At 38.2% G+C, this 17,731-nt stretch carries 14 protein-coding genes; all 14 read right to left on the minus strand.

The window, feature by feature from the left end:
• Nucleotides 1-35: 35 nt before the first annotated feature.
• The 14 genes from ACFXN8_RS17230 to dapA all read right to left on the minus strand — a co-directional run bounded on the left by ACFXN8_RS17230 (nucleotide 36) and on the right by dapA (nucleotide 17,723).
• Nucleotides 36-947: a helix-turn-helix domain-containing protein gene (locus ACFXN8_RS17230; protein WP_386846780.1), complete on the minus strand. Its 912-nt coding sequence runs from the start codon at nucleotides 945-947 to the stop codon at nucleotides 36-38.
• Nucleotides 948-986: 39 nt separating this feature from the next.
• Complete coding sequence (locus ACFXN8_RS17235) at nucleotides 987-1,769, minus strand: DUF3388 domain-containing protein (protein WP_197141989.1); 783 nt, start codon at nucleotides 1,767-1,769, stop codon at nucleotides 987-989.
• A 214-nt stretch (nucleotides 1,770-1,983) separates the two neighbouring features.
• Nucleotides 1,984-2,241 carry a DUF3243 domain-containing protein gene (locus ACFXN8_RS17240; protein WP_376069306.1) on the minus strand — a complete coding sequence of 86 codons (258 nt, stop codon included), beginning with the start codon at nucleotides 2,239-2,241 and terminating at the stop codon, nucleotides 1,984-1,986.
• A 44-nt stretch (nucleotides 2,242-2,285) separates the two neighbouring features.
• A complete protein-coding gene (gene ymfI / locus ACFXN8_RS17245) occupies nucleotides 2,286-3,014 on the minus strand; it encodes an elongation factor P 5-aminopentanone reductase (protein ID WP_386846782.1) in 729 nt (242 codons plus the stop codon).
• On the minus strand, nucleotides 3,011-4,312 hold the full coding sequence (yfmH, locus tag ACFXN8_RS17250) for an EF-P 5-aminopentanol modification-associated protein YfmH (RefSeq protein WP_386846784.1): 1,302 nt from the start codon (nucleotides 4,310-4,312) through the stop codon (nucleotides 3,011-3,013). Before yfmH ends, ymfI begins: the two co-directional genes overlap by 4 nt.
• Entirely contained in the window at nucleotides 4,309-5,580 is a 1,272-nt protein-coding gene (yfmF, locus tag ACFXN8_RS17255; protein WP_386846786.1) for an EF-P 5-aminopentanol modification-associated protein YfmF, read from the minus strand. The genes yfmH and yfmF overlap by 4 nt, the downstream gene beginning before the upstream one ends.
• 257 nt (nucleotides 5,581-5,837) lie before the next feature.
• Nucleotides 5,838-6,797 (minus strand): ABC transporter permease, encoded by a 960-nt coding sequence (locus ACFXN8_RS17260; RefSeq protein WP_376069294.1) that lies wholly within the window; start codon nucleotides 6,795-6,797, stop codon nucleotides 5,838-5,840.
• 1 nt (nucleotide 6,798) lies between these two features.
• The gene (locus ACFXN8_RS17265) at nucleotides 6,799-7,845 is read right to left on the minus strand and encodes an ABC transporter permease (RefSeq protein ID WP_376069292.1); all 1,047 of its coding nucleotides are present in this window, start codon (nucleotides 7,843-7,845) and stop codon (nucleotides 6,799-6,801) included.
• Nucleotides 7,845-9,392 carry an ABC transporter ATP-binding protein gene (locus ACFXN8_RS17270; protein ID WP_376069289.1) on the minus strand — a complete coding sequence of 516 codons (1,548 nt, stop codon included), beginning with the start codon at nucleotides 9,390-9,392 and terminating at the stop codon, nucleotides 7,845-7,847. The genes ACFXN8_RS17265 and ACFXN8_RS17270 overlap by 1 nt, the downstream gene beginning before the upstream one ends.
• A gap of 602 nt (nucleotides 9,393-9,994) precedes the next feature.
• Nucleotides 9,995-11,086, minus strand: coding sequence for a BMP family lipoprotein (locus tag ACFXN8_RS17275; protein WP_386846790.1), 1,092 nt, complete (start codon nucleotides 11,084-11,086; stop codon nucleotides 9,995-9,997).
• Between the two features lie 53 nt (nucleotides 11,087-11,139).
• Nucleotides 11,140-11,868: a GntR family transcriptional regulator gene (locus ACFXN8_RS17280; RefSeq protein ID WP_376069285.1), complete on the minus strand. Its 729-nt coding sequence runs from the start codon at nucleotides 11,866-11,868 to the stop codon at nucleotides 11,140-11,142.
• Nucleotides 11,869-12,054: 186 nt separating this feature from the next.
• Nucleotides 12,055-14,340, minus strand: a complete 2,286-nt coding sequence (locus ACFXN8_RS17285; RefSeq protein WP_386846792.1) for an FtsK/SpoIIIE family DNA translocase — start codon at nucleotides 14,338-14,340, stop codon at nucleotides 12,055-12,057.
• Nucleotides 14,341-14,675: 335 nt separating this feature from the next.
• Entirely contained in the window at nucleotides 14,676-16,343 is a 1,668-nt protein-coding gene (locus tag ACFXN8_RS17290; RefSeq protein WP_386846794.1) for a ribonuclease J, read from the minus strand.
• Between the two features lie 462 nt (nucleotides 16,344-16,805).
• Nucleotides 16,806-17,723: a 4-hydroxy-tetrahydrodipicolinate synthase gene (gene dapA / locus ACFXN8_RS17295; RefSeq protein ID WP_386846796.1), complete on the minus strand. Its 918-nt coding sequence runs from the start codon at nucleotides 17,721-17,723 to the stop codon at nucleotides 16,806-16,808.
• Between the last annotated feature and the right edge of the window lie 8 nt (nucleotides 17,724-17,731).

The following is a 17,731-nucleotide window of genomic DNA, read 5'->3' on the forward strand; positions in this document are numbered from 1 at the left end:
CATGATGAAAGAAAGTAGTCATCACTAGATGACTACTATTCTTTATTGAAATTGATGACGATGTTTTGCGTTACAGCTTGCTGTGCATACGTTAAAGACTCGTCATTAATGTATACCTTGGCTTGCGTTGAATTACCTAAGCGGATACGAGCGTAATTTTGAGATGTTGCGTCGAATTCTACTACTTCTCCTGCATTATATACACGAGTATCTGTTAGTATTTCTTGTTGCTGTTGATTGCGTATACCGATAAATGTAGGACCTGATACTTCAATACGTATTTTAAATGTTTCTGCACCTGTTAACGTATAAGAAGTTGTAGCACCATCCGCTTCAACAGTCCCCGCTGAAATCAATTGCTTACCCTCTTCAGTCTGATTTTCGTCAGTTGTTTCCTTTGCTGAGTCTTTTGAATCTGTCGACTCTTGTTTGTCTTTTGTTTGAGCTTTTTTATTTTCTTTTTCTTTATCTGTATCTATTGGTTTTACTTTTGTATCATATTGCATTTCTGGTGGATTTGTACTGTCTGTATCATTTGGCCCTGCACTATTTCTATTCTGCATAAGCACCCAAATGACCACAATAATGACAATGATAAATAAACCGACGATTATTTTCGGCATTGCCTCCATCATTTTAGTAGAGGGGCCTTTTGAAACTTTTCTTCTACTTGGGCTATTTGTCATCGATTGACTAACTTGATTGTTTGGAGTACCCGGTAGCTCACTTTTATACATTTCTAAAATTTCCTCTGCGTTCAAACCTACAGCGTCAGCATATTGTTTAATAAAAGCTCGTACATAAAACGAACCAGGCATGATCGAATAATTGCCCTCTTCAATACCTATTAAATATCGTTTTTGTATTTTTGTTATTTCTTGTAAATCGTCTAAACTGTAGCCTTTAGACAATCTCGCCTCTTTCAGTCGAGTCCCTAATTCTGCCACTCAAAACACCTACTTTAACATCAATTTAATAATTAAATCCTAAAATCCTCCAAATGAATTGGATTCGGACATCATATGGTTTTTTTCCATTATCTCATACGTAATTTCTTCATCTGGGTGATGACGTAATTCAATGATATAATCAAAATCCTCTATCCTATAATCTGAATGCTGAACAAACATGTCTGGATGCTCGACGACCTTTATGGAAGGCATATTCATCATTTCACGCACTAGTTGCAAATGCCGCTCATCAGATGAACGACGTGTTACAATGCCATCTAATATAAAAATATTATTGTCACTGAATTCATCACCAGCGAGTTTATTGCGAACAGTCTGCTTAATCATTGTAGATGATAAAAAAATCCATTTTTTATTGGCACATACACTAGCCGCTACAATCGATTCAGTTTTGCCTACACGAGGCATTCCACGTATTCCAATGAGCTTATGCCCTTCTTTTTTAAAGAGCTCCGCCATAAAGTCAACTAAAATACCAAGTTCATCTCGTACGAAGCGGAAGGTATTTTTTTCATCTGCATCTCGAGGAATATAATGACCGTGCCTAATGGCTAAACGATCACGGAGTTTAGGTTGTCGAAATTTGGTCACGTTAATATGTTCCATTGTCGAAACAATTGTACGAAAACGCTCAATTGTCTCATCGTTGTCTGTATGCACTAACATACCACGTCGATCCTCATCGACACCATTTATTGAAATAATATTGACACGAAGCATCCCTAAAAGTGAAGCAATATCTCCTAATAATCCAGGGCGATTCACCTGAATTTCATATTCAAAGTACCAATCGCTCAAACACACTCGTTCCCTTCCTATTAGTTAACGTAAAAAATCCCTTATAAGTTCCATCATAGCTGATTTTTTATGTAATGGAAAGTTAGAATACATGGAATTATGGCGTTATTTTTAAAAATTTACTATTTTTTTTTTGAACATACTAAATAGGCTTACATACGTTCCCTTTTCTATGTAAAAATTAAAAAAAGAGGAGATCGCTCTCCTCTTTGTTTTACTGTACAGGTTTATTTTGTACAAGTTTAACGACACAATTCGCCAGTGCATGTTTTTCCTCTTCAGAGGCAACGCCCCATAAATCCGACAGCACTCGTTCTTGTTCATTTTTAGGATCGACATTTGTCGCCAAATATTCCCCAATTTGTACAGCAGCCGATTGAATCATTTTCTTTGGCATGCCACTTGATTCGGCTTGCATAACATTTTGACCTAAAAACGATGTCCATTTTTGCCAGTTTTCTAAAATCGTCATATGTTCCTCCTCCTTTACACATGTAGTATGTGCAAAAAAGAACATTATATGTACCAGCCACCGTTTAATCGAATTACTTGTCCCGTTACATAATCTGCATTTCCAGAAAGGTAGAAGCGCACCATTTTAGCAACATCCTTTGTTTGTCCAGCTATACCTAGCGGAATATCCTCTAAAATATAGTCAAGCTCCTCTTCACTTAAATGACTGTTCATCGAGGTATTAATAAAACCAGGTGCAATGGCATTAACACGAATACGTGACAGTGCCGCTTCTTTCGCATAAGATTTCACAAAAGCATGTTGGGCGCCCTTCACGGCTGAGTAAAGAGCTTCACCAGCCGATCCAGCCTCCCCCCAAATCGAACCGATAAAAAGTACATAGCTGACATCGTGAGCACGAAGCTTTGATGACAGCAAAGCCGTCAGACGCATTGGATTTTGCACATGGACGCGCCATAATGCATCCATATCCTCCACAGTAGTATCTTCCAGTAGAGAATAATGCGCCTGACCACTTGCAAAGACAATCGCTTGCACATTAAAAATTTGCGATGCTAGCAATTGTGCACCGGATGCTTTCGAAAAATCTCCCTGTACAAGCATAAATTCCTGTGCAGGGAAGTTTTCTGAAAGAGAGTGGTATAAAGCCTGCGCCGCTTTTTCATTGTTTGAAAAGTGTATGTAGATGGACCAGCCGTCTTCTGCCAGACTCTGACAAATAGCACGACCAATCTCACCCGATGCACCTAACACGAGGGCAAACTTTTTCACTGTTCGCCCTTCTCTGTAGGTAAAATTTTAAAGACAGTTTGTTGAGATTCACCTTGAATTGAAGAAAATGCTTTTTTCAAATCTTCAATCGTTAGTTCTTCTAGTACAGGCACAACATCGAACAAGTTCATCTCATTAAACGAATAACGTGTAAATTGGTTGGCGATAAATTCAATAGAGTTTAGTGCACGTAGGAAGAACCCTATTTTTTTACGTTTCACTCGTTCTAAATCGGCATTTTCAAATTGTGCATCTCGATCATACCTTGCTAATTCTTCCTTTATAGCTTTCTCTAAAGCAGCCGGATCTGTAGAATCTGAGCCAATCATCGCAAAACCAAAGCCATTTTCTAGTGTAAAATCAAATGCATATGTTTCATCAATTAAGCCATCTTCATAGATGCGCTCATAAAATTCAGATGTACGTCCAAAAATAAGTTCAAGTGCAATTTGAACAGACAGCTCATGTTTTAACATATCACGGCCAGAAAGATTTGTTTCTTTTGCTTTTAAGCCGATATAAACCTTTGGCTTTTGTACATCCATATGCAACTCACGCTCTTTGACAGCAACCTCAATCGGCTCTTTATCAAAGAAGCGTTGAATTGGTGTTGGTTCAGGGAATTCTTTTTTACCTTGATTGTCACGAATAAACGTCATCATTTCATTTGGATCTACTGCGCCAATAACAAACAATAACATATTGGAAGGATGATAAAATGTATTGTAGCACGTATATAAGTGATCCGCAGTAATGCCATCAATCGTCTCGATTGTACCCGCGATATCAATTTTTACTGGGTGATTATGATACATATTTTCGATCGCACCAAAATATAGGCGCCAATCTGGCTGATCATCGTACATCGTAATTTCCTGACCAATAATACCCTTCTCCTTATTCACTGTTGCTTCTGTAAAGTAAGGTTCTTGCACAAAATTTAATAATGTTTCTGTGCTTTTATAAATATTGTCCGTCGAAGAAAATAAATACGCCGTCCGTGTAAATGAAGTAAAGGCATTGGCTGAAGCGCCGAATTCACTAAACTTTTGGAATACATCCCCATCTTCTTTTTCAAACATTTTATGCTCTAAAAAGTGAGCAATGCCATCTGGAACTGAAATACTTTCCGTGTTTCCAATTGGCACAAATGTACGATCAACAGAACCGTACTTAGTGGTGAACGTCACATATGTTTTGGAATAGCCTTTTTTTGGTAAAATATAGACATCTAAGCCATTCTCTAATTTTTCATAATACAATGTTTCATCTAATTGTTTGAATTCAATTGTTTTCATTGTGCGGCTTGCTCCTTTCCACATAAGAAATAGACCGCTTCTAGCTGTATTTGCTTCGCCATTTCAACAATATCTTCTTTCGTTACAGCTTTCCATTTATTTGCCCAAGTTTCAACAGAGAACTCCTCGGGTAAATCTTTATATTGGTCAAAAATTTCTATTTGTCCTCGAGCAGAATCCAATGACTCTCTTAGCTGATTCGTCAGCATGGCCTTTGTTTGCTCTAATTCCAAATCTGTAATGTTGCCTGCTTGCATAACAGCAATTTGTTCCTTAATTAGCGATAGTGCTTTTTCTTCATTCTTTGGTTCAATCCCAGACACAACAAAGACTAAGCCATAATGTGATGCATATGAGCTAGACGCATAGTAAGCTAAACTTTCCTTTTCACGAACATTCATAAATAATTTGGCATGAGGATAGCCACCGAATACGCCGTTAAAAATTTGCATTTTGGCGAAATCAGCGTCACCAAATCGTACTGGTGTACTAAAACCAATATGCATTTTTCCTTGCTTCATTTCTTGTTGTTCACGTACATAATCATTTTGTGGATGCTGTTGCGGCAGCACAGCAGGAATTTCTTCAGGTGTACGATCATTAAATGGTAGCGCTTTTTTCAATTGAGCCACCATTTCGTCCTCATTTATATCACCCGCGACATAAATGTCTATTTTATCGTTAGCAAGCATGGATTGATATGCTTCAAACAATGATGTAGGGGTAATTTTCTGAATGTCCTCGACAGTTCCGTTAGCAGAAATAGAGGCCGGTTCATTTGGACGTAAAATCTGTTGAATACGTTGCTGTGCGAATCGAGATTTATCGTCAAAAATAGACTCGATACGCTGAATGACCGTTTTCTTTTCACGCTCCACAATTGATTCCTTAAATACACCGTTTTCTAAATTCGGTTCAAAGATTGCTGTGTGCAATAAACCAAGTACCTCGTTTAAAACACTTGTATTTGCCAAATAATGATCGTTAACGGTTTCTACATTCATCAGTACTGTATGCTCATTACCACGTTTGGATGTATCAAAATATTGCACTGTGCCATACAAGTCATCCAAGAAACTACGGAATGCAGCTGTTGTCTTATATTTAGCATTGCTATGTTGCAATACATTTGTTAACACTGTGCGTTCAGACGCATTTGTAGCCGTTAATGCTCTTCTCCATTTAATTGAAAAATTTACGGTTTTAAATTGGGTCGTTTGTCGGATATGCAAATTAACACCTTTTGCAAAAGGGATTGTTTTAAACATATATAGAACCCTCCTTATCTTTCTTAATATAACAAAGTACTACACATACTATACATGTCTATTGTCTATAATTGCAAAAAGAATCCAAAGTATGTATATGAAAAGTGTGAAATTGCATTTGGTTAATTAATGAACCTGCTTATACTAGCAAATAAAGATCAGCCTCCAACCATTATTTTCCCAAACGTTTGAGATATGTACAAGGAAAAAGACTGAGCATTTTCGCCCAGTCTTTAGTGTAAATAATTGTCTGTTTTTTAGCGCTTCCCCTTAATATAAGGTTGACCACTAGCTTTTGGTGCATTTGCTTTACCGATGAATCCTGCTAATGCTAGGATTGTTAGTACGTACGGTAAAATTTGTAGGTATACAGCAGGAATGTCTTGAATGTAAGGAATTCCGCTTCCTGCAACACTTAACGTTTGTGCTACTCCAAAGAATAAAGCTGCACCTAATGCACCGATCGGATGCCATTTCCCAAAAATCATTGCAGCAATGGCCATAAAGCCTTGACCCGCAATTGTTGCATGTGAGAAATCGCCTGTAATTGATTGTGCGTACACTGCACCACCAAGACCACCTAATGCCCCAGAGATGACAACAGCAATATAGCGCATTCTGTTAACGTTTACTCCCATCGTATCTGCAGCCATTGGATGTTCACCGACAGCGCGTAATCGTAAACCGAATGGCGTTTTATAAATGATAAACCATGCTCCAATAGCTACTGCAAAAGCTAAAATTGATGTACTATAGACATCACGGAATAATAATGGACCAAAGAACGGAATATCCTCTAAATATGGGATAGCGAAACGATTTATTGAGTGGGCAATCATATCTGTTTGACCTTTACCGTAAATCATTTTCACTAAGAATACAGTTACCGCTAAACCTAATAAATTTATTGCAACCCCTGATACCGTTTGATCAGCACGGAAGGAAATTGAAGCAACAGCGTGGAGAAGTGAGAAGATTCCTCCAATAATGACAGCTGCCAGCATAGCCACCCAAATTGTTGCTGCACCAAATGTTGAAGCCAATTCTAAATTGACATAAATACCAACAAATGCACCAACAATCATTAAACCTTCTAGTCCGATGTTTACAACACCAGATCGTTCAGAGAATACACCACCGATTGCCGTAAAAATTAAAGGTGTTGCATAAAAAATTGCAGTAGGGACGATGAAATATAACATTTCTAAAAAGCTCATGTTATTGCCCCTCCTTTTTCTTGTTCAACTTTTGTAATGCTACTCGAATAATATAGCCTGATGCCACGAAGAAAATAATTAACGCGATAATTATAGACACGATTTCCTCTGGAATCCCTGCAGCATTCGGCATATTTAGCGCTCCGTATTTAAGTGAGCCGAATAATGAAGCCCCAAATACTACCCCTAGTGGTGTGTTGGCACCAAGTAAGGCCACGGCGATACCATCGAAACCTATACCAGTAAAGCCTGGTTTAATAGAGGCGTTTCCGAAAGTACCTAGTGCCTCCATAGCACCACCAAGACCAGCGAACATACCTGAAATCGTCATAGCTAAAATAATGTTTTTGTTAACGCTCATACCAGCATAGTCTGCAGCATGCTTGTTAAAGCCTACCGCTTTTAGCTCATATCCACGTGTTGTTTTTTCTAAAATGAACCACATAACTATTACCATTAACAGTGCAACAATGATGCCATAGTGAAGACTTGAATTGTCTGTAAGCTCTCTTAAAAACGGAGAACGTAATGAAGCTGATTCATGAACTCGTTCTGTTTTAAAGCTACCGTCAGACAATTTTTTAATCACTGCATTCGCAATATAAAGCGCAGTGTAGTTTAACATAATTGTCGCTATGACTTCGTGAACTTTAAATTTCGCTTTTAAGAAACCTGCAATAAAGGCCCAAAATGCACCTGCAGCTGCTGCCGCAAGTAATGCTAATGGTAAGTGAATAATTTTAGGTAGGTCAAATGCAGATCCTACCCAAGCTGCTGCTAGCCAACCTAAAATCAGCTGACCTTCAACACCGATGTTGAATAAACCTGTGCGGAAGGCAAATGCTACTGCAAGCCCGGCCAATAGGTACGGTGTTATTTGACGAATTGTGTTCCCAATTGAATATGAATCTCCAAAAATACCTGTCCAAAGAGCGCTATAACCTTGTACTGGGTCATAGCCGCTGACTACCATCACGATAGCACCAACAATTAAACCAATAATAATAGAGATGATAGGAACGAGTATATTAATGACACGATTTGACATTAGTCGTTCCCCTCCTTCGCATCATTCATGTTATTTTTACTACTTTGTCCTGCCATTAATAGACCAAGCTCTTGTTCTGTTGTTTCTTTTGGATTTAACTCATCAACAATTTGACCATCATAAATAACAGCGATACGGTCAGAAACATTCATGACTTCATCTAATTCAAATGAAATTAACAGTACTGCTTTTCCTTTGTCACGTTGCTCAATAAGGCGAGAGTGAATAAATTCAATTGCCCCTACGTCAAGACCACGTGTTGGTAAAGCAGCGATCAATAAATCTGGATTACGATCAATTTCACGACCGATAATTGCTTTTTGCTGGTTACCACCTGAAAGGGCACGAGCCGGTGTCATTTCACCATTACCAGTACGCACATCATATTCTTCGATAATTTGACGTGCTTTTTCAGATACTTTCTTGTAGTCCATAACAAAGCCCTTAGCAATTGGAGATTGGTAATATGTTTGTAGTGCGATATTATGACCAATCGGGAAATCTAATACTAAACCATGCTTATGGCGATCTTGCGGAATATGTCCAACGCCTTCCTCAGTAATTTTTCGAGGCTTCATATTTGTAATATCTTTGCCATTTAATTGAACAGTACCACTCTTTATTTTGCGTAGACCAGTTATGGCTTCGATTAACTCAGATTGTCCGTTACCGTCGATACCTGCAATACCAACAATTTCACCTTTGCGTACTTTTAAGTTCAGGCCTTTTACTTTATCGATATTACGGTAGTCTGTAACAACCAAATCATCGATTGAAAGTACTTCATCAGTTGGTTTTGCTTCTGTTTTTTCTGTTTTAAATTCGACTTGACGTCCTACCATCATTTCAGCTAATTGGTTAGGATTTGTTTCAGTAGTTGTAACGGTTCCAATTCCTTCACCTTTGCGAATAATTGTCACACGGTCAGAGACTTCCATAATTTCTTTTAATTTATGGGTAATTAAAATAATAGATTTGCCCTCTGCAATTAAGCGACGCATAATTTGAATAAGCTCTGTAATTTCCTGTGGTGTTAAAGATGCAGTTGGTTCATCAAAGATTAAAATTTCTGCACCGCGGTATAGTGTTTTTAAAATTTCAACACGCTGTTGCATCCCCACAGTAATATCCTCGATTTTGGCATATGGGTCAACATCTAAACCATATTTTTCAGAAAGTGCTTGTACTTTCTTCGCCGCATCTTTAATGTTAACAATCCCCATTTTCGTTGGTTCAGAACCTAAAATAATGTTCTCGGTCACTGTGAAGTTTTCCACTAACATAAAGTGTTGATGGACCATACCAATTCCTAAATCATTGGCCACGTTCGGGTTTGTAATTTTAACAGCCTTCCCACGAACTCGAATTTCGCCACCCTCTGGTTGATACAAACCAAAAAGGACGTTCATTAAAGTCGATTTACCTGCACCATTTTCACCTAGCAATGCATGGATTTCGCCTTTTTTCAGTTGGAGGGTGATGTTATTATTCGCCACGAAATTACCGAACTCTTTTCGGATTCCTAACATTTCAATCACGTATTCCAATTTTGTCACTCCCTTAATAGGCACTTTTATCAATTTCGCCTTGACGTAATCGTGGCTATCGCCACAGAAAACATTTGCCGCTGCCGCTTCGCTTTCGCGCAGTCAAACAATGCCGCTGTCGCTACAGATAAACAATACGCCCAGTTTTCGAAAACGTTATTTAGATTTCTTTGAGACAATCTTAATTTTATATAGAAATAATAAACTAATCTAAATACTAGCTATAGTCACTGTTAGCTCAACGTTTTTTTACATCGCACTACAATGCTTCAGCTAGAGGTTCCATCTTCTTTCAGTGGGCATTATGTACCCTGTTAACAAAAATCAACAAAAAAAAATCACTTATATCTTGTCGCACCAATAGAGGTAGATATCAAATATTTGATAAATTAATACAGGAAAGGTCATCGTTAGAAACCTTTCTTCTATTAACTTGTTACCATCATTACTATTCTTGCGATAAACTCCTATAAAATTTCTACCCCTATGGTAATGATCAATATAGTCAAACAGAACGTTGCGAATAATCAAAATATAACGATAGATTGAAAAATCATCATAAGGGTCTTCAAAAAAGTCCCTTATGATGATCAAAAGGTGAATTATTTTTTCACTTTTTCTGGAACTTTAATTTCACCTTTAGCAATTTTTTCTTTATATTCGTTAATGACCTTTTGTACATCTTCTGGGATTGCACCACGAGAATCTGCAAGCTTCACGCCGTCTTCAGCTAAACCATAAGTAAGCGTTTTGCCACCTGGGAAATCACCATTTTTCGCTTTATTAGAAATATCTACAACTGCTGTGTTAACACCTTTTAACATAGAAGTTAAAGTTACATTTGTTTTGTCGTCTACTTTACCTTCTTCGTATTGGTCAGCATCTACTCCGATTACCCAAATGTTTGCATTAGGATCTTTTTTCTTGCGTTCCTTTGCCTCAGAGAATACACCGTTACCAGTTGCACCAGCAGCGTGGAAGATTACATCTACACCTGAAGAGTACATGCTGTTTGCAGTAACTTTACCAAGGTCAGCTTTATCGAATGCAGCAGTATATTTTGATGTGATTTCGATTTCTGGATTTACAGCTTTTGCACCTTCAAAGAATCCAGCCTCGAAGCGGTTGATAACTGGAATATCTACGCCACCTACAAAGCCGATTTTACCTGATTTAGACATTTTCGCAGCAGCTACACCCGCTAAGAAAGCACCTTCTTGCTCTTTGAACAATACTGATACTACATTGTCCGCTTTTACTTCAGCGTCAATGATTGCGAATTTGCCATCTGGATTTTCTTCAGCAATTGCAGCCATAGAATCTTCCATCATGTAACCAATACCATAGATTAAGTTAAAATCACGACGTAATAATGCGTTTAAATTTGAATCATAGTCTGCATCTGATTTTGATTGTAAGTAGTCGAAGCCACCATCACCTTTTTTTAGGCCATGTTCTTTACCGTAAGCTTGAACACCTTCCCAAGCAGATTGGTTGAATGATTTATCATCAACGCCACCTACGTCAGTAACCATTGCTACTGAGAACGCATCTTTATTGTTTTCGCCTGTTGAAGCGTTTTCATTTTCTTTTTCTTTTGCAGGTTTGTCGTCGTCTTTCGTACCACATGCACCTAAGATTGCACTTGCAGCTAAAACTGATGATAATACTAAGCCAAATTTACGTTTTTTCATTTGATTAACCCCCCAAAGGTATTGTAATTAGCAGGAAAAATATTAGAAATGTTCTACACCCGTTTACGAACTACATGGAAGCTGAATTTATCAGCTCGGAAATAATTTTTTGAATACAGCACTACTTGATCATGATCATCGTAATGTAACTGCTTTAATACTAAAAGAGCTGTTTCACGTCCGCAATTTAAAATCGGTGAAGCTTGCTCATGGTACCCGATAGGATCAATATATGTAACAGCATAGGCTACATGAATTTTACCGGATTGTTCAAGTGCAGAGAAAAGTGAAACTTCTTTTTTTTCTACAAAGTCAGTTGGCAGGAAGCTTGCTGGTAATCTGTCTATGCAATAAACTACCGGCTCACCATCCGCTGTTCTGACACGTTCAATTGTGAGTATTTTATCTTCGCCATCACATTGGAAGCGTTTTAAATCTTCCTCAGAAGGTATGCTTTCCGTCGCCTTTAAAAAGCGAGAACCGGGTTCCATACCTGCTGCCTCGATCATGGAGGAAATGCTCGATAAATGCTCGATGCCCGATGTAAACAACGGCTTAGGGTTTACAAATGTGCCCACCCCATGTCGACGCACAATAACATTTTCCTCTTCCAACAGTCGTAGCGCTTCTCTAAGCGTTGCTCGACTGACTCCTAGTGATTTCGATAATTCAAACTCTGAAGGCAGTTTTTCATTTTCTTTAAAAACGCCTTTTTCAATGTCAGACTTTAAACGATCAATTACTTGAAGATAGAGATGACGATGATCAGCTTTAATAGTCACATATATCACCACCAAAATCAGAGATCAGACATCTGATGTACAACATTCCTACTAATCGTTCATAAATATAACATTTTTATAGACTGAAAGCAATTACACTTAGTGTAATTGCTTTCGAATTTTAAAATGAATTTGGGCCTACTCGATGTATACAGCATTGTTCAATCTTTTGACGTTATTTTGGCACTAATTATCGTATTGATGAATGAGCACTTGTCGAGGTTTACTTCCCTCTGAAGGCCCGACAATACCGCGTTGTTCCATTTGATCGACAATGCGAGCAGCTCTCGAATAACCGATACGGAAGCGACGTTGTAACATCGAAACAGAGGCCGTCTGCATACTGACAACTAACTGTACAGCTTCGTCAAATAATTCATCCGTTTCCTCTAAAATTGTCTCTTCTTCGGTCGGAATCATTTCCTCCTGATATTGCGCCTTTTGCTGTTCTATAACAAAGTTAACAACTGACTCAACTTCTTGATCTGATAAAAAGGCACCTTGCACACGTTTTGGTTTAGATGCACCTGCAGGTAAAAACAGCATGTCTCCTCGACCGAGTAAACGCTCTGCTCCACCCATATCTAATATCGTTCTAGAATCGATTGCCGACGACACCGCAAAGGCAATGCGCGAAGGAATATTTGCTTTAATAACACCTGTCAACACATCTACACTTGGTCGTTGGGTTGCAATGATTAAATGAATCCCTGCTGCACGTGCCATTTGTGCTAAACGTGTAATAGAATCCTCTACATCACTTGAGGCAACCATCATTAAGTCCGCTAACTCGTCTACAATTACCACAATATAAGGTAATTTTGGTTGTTTTTCACCCGTTTGTTCATTGACTTTTTGTACATGGCCATTGTAGCCTTCGATATTACGAGTGCCTGTATGAGAAAATAGATCATAACGACGTTCCATTTCTGACACAACTTTCTTTAAAGCCTGAGACGCTTTACGTGCATCTGTAACAACTGGTGCCAGTAGATGAGGAATTCCGTTATAAACATTTAACTCCACCATTTTTGGGTCAATCATCATCAGCTTTACCTCATGTGGTTTTGTACGCATTAGAATTGATACGACAATACCATTTATACACACACTTTTCCCACTACCCGTCGAACCCGCAACAAGTAAATGTGGCATTTTATTAAGCTCAGCAAGAACTGCTTGTCCAGTAATGTCACGACCTAATGCGACTTGCAATAATGCTTCTGGCTTTGCACCGTCCTTAGACTCTAACACTTCCCGTAGTGTAACAATAGCTACCTCACTATTTGGTACTTCAATGCCAATCGCTGACTTACCCGGAATAGGTGCTTCCATACGAATATCCTTCGCAGCGAGTGCTAAGGCAAGATCATCCTGTAGGTTTACAATTTTACTTACTTTCACACCTACATCAGGTAATATTTCGTATTTTGTTACAGCTGGGCCTAAATGAACCTGCGTTACTTTTGCCTTTACTCCAAAGCTTTGCAAAGTTTGCTCAAGCTTTTTCGCATTTGCCTGTATGACAGAATATTCACCACTTTGGTCATGCTGTGGCGGTAATTGTAATAGATTATAAGTTGGAAGTTGGTAATCTGCATTTTCCACAGCATCTGCGCCTTCTATATGGACATCATCGACAATCTCTCCATGTTCAATGCCTTCATTTTCGGCTGTAAATGCTTCTCGCTCATGAGACACATTCTGAGTAAAGGCAGAGATGATTGGTTCATGAGAAATCTCTTCTTCCTCTTGTACCTCAGGCTCCTGATCGACAGCCGCAATTTCATCCTTGCTTTCTACTTTTGAACGGCGATTATTAGGTTTTTTAGGCATATTCTTTTTCTTATCACGATGTTTCTTTTGCCATTTGCCAAAAAGGTCGGGCATTTTTTTCGCTAAATATGGAACAAGTGCCTTTCCTGTTACTAAAATTAATCCGATAAAGAAAACAACCCATGCAACGACCTTCGCACCCGTTGCCTCAAATAATACATGTAGAGCACTAAATAACAGTGCACCAACCATGCCTCCGCCAAGTGCATTACTTCGATGGATGACCCCCTCAGAGTTAATTAAAATCCGCCAAGATTCTCGCAAAACAGAGTCTGATAATAATCCACCAGATTTTGATAATTGTTCAAACAAAATACCGTGACTAAAAATTGTTAAACTCATAACAATTAGGAGCATCCCTAATATGAGACGATCATAAATGCTTATTTTTTTCCGCCCAATCATCAGTAACACTGCAACAAATATAAGCATAAACGGCACAGCAAAATGTAAATTTCCTAATAGAAACATTGTGATTGTTTGTAGAATACGGCCAATCATGCCATATTCAAAAATCATAATAACCGCAAATGCAATTAAGATAAGACCTAAAATTTCATACATAAGCGGATGCATTTCTTTTTTTTCTGTAGTCGCTTTTCCTTTCGTGACTTTTCTTTTTTTTCTAGTCGCCATCTATTTCACCTTCTTTTGCAATCCATTCTTTATATGTAGCAAATAATAACATGTAGAACTCGATTATTTCAAAAAAACTCACCACCATAACGTGTGGTTGATTTCCGTTCCGACTGGGCGCTTTCCTGGGGGCGTCCAGCCGTAACGAAGATCAACTCATTATACATGGCATATGTTTTAACAAATGACATCCACAACTTTTGGTGATGAGCCTACACATGGCATATATTACAACAAATGTCATCTCTACCTTTCTGGATTGAGCTAAAAAAGGATTTTCCACCGTTTACATTCGGTTAGAAAATCCTTTTTCATTCAACGATGATCGTTCATTTTTAGTATTCCATAATGATTGGGATAATCATTGGGCGGCGCTTCGTTTTTTGGAATAAATACGTATTCAGAGTATCTCGAATTTCTTGTTTAATATTTGTCCATTCAAATGTATCTTTACCAACGTATTTTTCAATAACATTTTTAGCAATATCAGAAGCTTCCATCATTAATTCTTCTGATTCGCGTACATATACGAAACCACGCGATAAAATTTCTGGACCAGATGCAATTTTCTTTTGAGCACGGTTTAATGTTACAACAACAATGAAAATACCATCCTGCGATAATAACTTACGATCGCGAAGTACTATGTTCCCTACATCACCAACACCGATACCGTCTATTAATACATTGCCAGCTTGTACACGGCCACTCATTCGCATTTTACCATTTTTATATTCTACAATATCCCCTTTATCGGCGATAAAAATTTGTGATTTTTGCATACCTAGCTGTTGTGCAAGCTTAGAGTGAGCAATAAGCATGCGGTACTCACCTTGCACAGGGATAAAGTACTTTGGTTGCATTAAGTTTAGCATTAATTTTAAATCTTCTTGGCTACCGTGACCCGATACATGTACATTTTTGCTAGATGTGAGAATTTCAGCACCTGCTTTTGCGATAGCGTTCATCGTATTAGCCATCTGTACTTCCATACCAGGAGACGGTGTAAACGTAATTAATACGGTATCGTCTTTTTTAATTTTAATGTCTCGGTGATGTTTGCGGACGATTTTTTCTAATGCATCAAGTGGCTCTCCTTTATTACCTGTAGCAATAATAATAATCTCATCATCTTGATACTTTTGCATTTCTGAGATAGGGATAATTGTATCTTCTTCTACCGTTAAGTAACCTAGCTGTGCACCTAAATCCACAGCTTTTTCTAAAGGTTTTCCTACAATGACTACTTTACGGAACGACTTTTGAGCTTGTGTCAATACTTGCTGTAGACGAATAAAATTCGATGCATAAACAGCAACTAAAATACGACCTGGTGCTGAATGGAATGTTTTTGATAATTGCTCTTCAATCACAATCTCAGATGTCGTATAACCTGGTCGCTCAGCTTCACTCGACTCAGATAGCAGCATAAATACGCCTTCTTCTCCTAACTGAGCCATTTTTGCTAAATCAGGCTTAAATTTACCTGTCGCTGATTGATCAAATTTAAACTCACCTGTATGAACAATTGCTCCTTCAGATGTATGGAACACTACCCCTAACGAATCGGGAATACTATGTGTTGTATGGAAGAATGTCACATACGTTGAGTTAAAATTCATACGACTACGGTTCGTAACCTCAAAGAATTTCACCTGATGTGGTGCAGGCAATTCTTTTAAATGTTCCTTTGCTAGTGCAATTGTTAATTTTGATCCGTACACTGGCGCTTTCACTTTTTGTAATACATAAGCAATTGAGCCAATTGCATCTTCATGACCATGTGTTAAGAAAATTCCTTTCACACGCTCTTTATTTTCTTCTAAATACGTAATATCTGGAATTACGATATCAATGCCCAGCATTTCGTCTTCAGGGAACATCAACCCGCTATCAACTACAAATAGCTCTTCGTCAATTTCTACTACGTACATTGCTTTCCCAATTTCGCCCACGCCACCAAGTGGGATGATACGAATTAATTCATTTTTCTTTTTTGTCAATTTATTTCCTCCTAAAAAATATCCCGAACAGCAACCACTTAAGATTTATTATACGGTTTGCAAAGCTTTTGCACAAATCAAAAATACATCTTTCATGATAGAAACAGAAATTTATTGCTAATTTTATTACTAATAGATGGAAAGTAGGATGAGGATGTAGCATCGTGAAAGGTTTAATTTTTGTCTTTTAGGAAGCGACGTAGCTTTTGGGGATGGGATATAAAGCCGTTTGTAAGCCATTCTATGTAAGGTTGTTAAAGCGCTTGAGAGGATTTCAATCTTACCTGAGCAGTTCTCTTTTTCTACCTGAGCGGATACTATCTTCCATGAGGGGCCTCCCTCCGGAGTAACGGTCTTATTCCTCTATATTTCTTACAAAAGAAAAAAGACCATAAACAAACTAAAAAATCTCAAGTTTGTCTACGGTCTGAGGTTTTACTATTAGTTAGCTTCAATTACAAATTAACTAAAGGTACTTACTTTTCTAAAGCTTCTCGCTTTTTCTTGATACGTATCCCAAATCCGATCAAAGTTTGCTTTTTCTTCATCTGTCATTTCCATCATTGGCAGACGAACATTAAGTGTATCAAAGCCCAATTTGGTCATCGCGTATTTTACAGGCGATGGGTTTGGCTGTGCGAACAGCGCACGTACAAGTGGTAGTAATGCTCGGTGAATTTTGGCTGCTAGCTCGTGATTTCCTTCTTCAAACGCTTTAATCATTAATTGCATATCATTTCCAACAACATGAGCAGCTACTGAAATAATTCCTGCTCCGCCGATTGTTAGTAGCGGAAGTGTTAAACCATCATCCCCACTATACACTAAGAAATGATCCTCTGAATCAACATTCTCAATAATATCGCCCATTTGATCTAAATTGCCACTCGCTTCTTTAATCCAAGCAATATTAGAAATTTTACTTAAAGCTACGGAAGTTTCATAGGCAACATTGACACCTGTACGTCCTGGCACGTTATAAAGCATGACAGGTAAACTTGTTTCTTTTGCAATCGTTTCAAAGTGCGCAAAAATACCGCGTTGATTTGGCTTATTATAATATGGTGCTACAAGCATGATACCATCTGCACCATTTTCTTCAGCCTTGTGCGTCATTGCTATAGAGTAAGCAGTTTCGTTATCACCTGTACCTGCAATAACCGGTACACGACCTGCTACTTTTTCTACTGTAAAGCGTACAACTTCAATTTTTTCTTCTGTGGACATTGTTGGGTTTTCAGAGGTTGTGCCGCATGCGACAATACAATCTGTACCATTATCAATCAAGTGATTAATAATACGTTCTAGTTCTGGATAATTAATCGTGCCATCTTCTTTAAACGGCGTAATCATCGCCGTTCCAATTCGACCTAAATTCATCCTTACAC

This window comes from Lysinibacillus sp. NPDC059133, from assembly GCF_042755925.1.
In the GTDB taxonomy this organism is placed as follows: domain Bacteria; phylum Bacillota; class Bacilli; order Bacillales_A; family Planococcaceae; genus Lysinibacillus.

Bases quoted from the DNA above. Each gene is read 5' to 3' on its own strand.
- ACFXN8_RS17265 (WP_376069292.1), bottom strand. From the start codon at position 7,845: ATGTCAAATCGTGTCATTAATATACTCGTTCCTATCATCTCTATTATT.
- ACFXN8_RS17260 (WP_376069294.1), bottom strand. From the start codon at position 6,797: ATGAGCTTTTTAGAAATGTTATATTTCATCGTCCCTACTGCAATTTTT.
- yfmF (WP_386846786.1), bottom strand. From the start codon at position 5,580: ATGTTTAAAACAATCCCTTTTGCAAAAGGTGTTAATTTGCATATCCGA.
- dapA (WP_386846796.1), bottom strand. From the start codon at position 17,723: ATGAATTTAGGTCGAATTGGAACGGCGATGATTACGCCGTTTAAAGAA.
- ACFXN8_RS17275 (WP_386846790.1), bottom strand. From the start codon at position 11,086: ATGAAAAAACGTAAATTTGGCTTAGTATTATCATCAGTTTTAGCTGCA.
- ACFXN8_RS17240 (WP_376069306.1), bottom strand. From the start codon at position 2,241: ATGACGATTTTAGAAAACTGGCAAAAATGGACATCGTTTTTAGGTCAA.
- yfmH (WP_386846784.1), bottom strand. From the start codon at position 4,312: ATGAAAACAATTGAATTCAAACAATTAGATGAAACATTGTATTATGAA.
- ACFXN8_RS17285 (WP_386846792.1), bottom strand. From the start codon at position 14,340: ATGGCGACTAGAAAAAAAAGAAAAGTCACGAAAGGAAAAGCGACTACA.